The organism is Shewanella electrica (genome assembly GCF_022321485.1).
GTDB classification, from domain to species: Bacteria; Pseudomonadota; Gammaproteobacteria; order Enterobacterales; family Shewanellaceae; genus Shewanella; species Shewanella electrica.
Genome location: NZ_JAKOGG010000550.1, coordinates 1 through 251, shown reverse-complemented (window position 1 = coordinate 251; position 251 = coordinate 1). Strand labels below are relative to the sequence as shown.

Sequence of the window (251 nt, the reverse complement as noted above, 5' to 3'; positions counted from 1 at the left end):
AATAAAATCATGCGGTTCTGATAAAACGAAAGTATGCACCTATGCACCTGGAAAAGACACCTGTAAGGGAGACTCTGGCGGTCCCATCGCTTGGTTGGACCCAGAGACTAACAGATTCACTATTGTTGGAGTCGTTTCCTATGGACCTGAAGAGTGCGGTGAGTCACCTCTACACGGAGTCAACAGCAATATATTGTACTACGATGATTGGATCAACCAAACTATCGGAAGTACATCGAGCAATCTCAAAG

Annotated in this window: 1 protein-coding gene; it reads left to right on the top strand. The window is 45.0% G+C overall.

The window, feature by feature from the left end:
- Position 1: 1 nt before the first annotated feature.
- A partial coding sequence (locus tag L9G74_RS23195; protein ID WP_369123395.1) for a trypsin-like serine protease occupies positions 2-251 on the top strand: 250 nt, incomplete at its 3' end.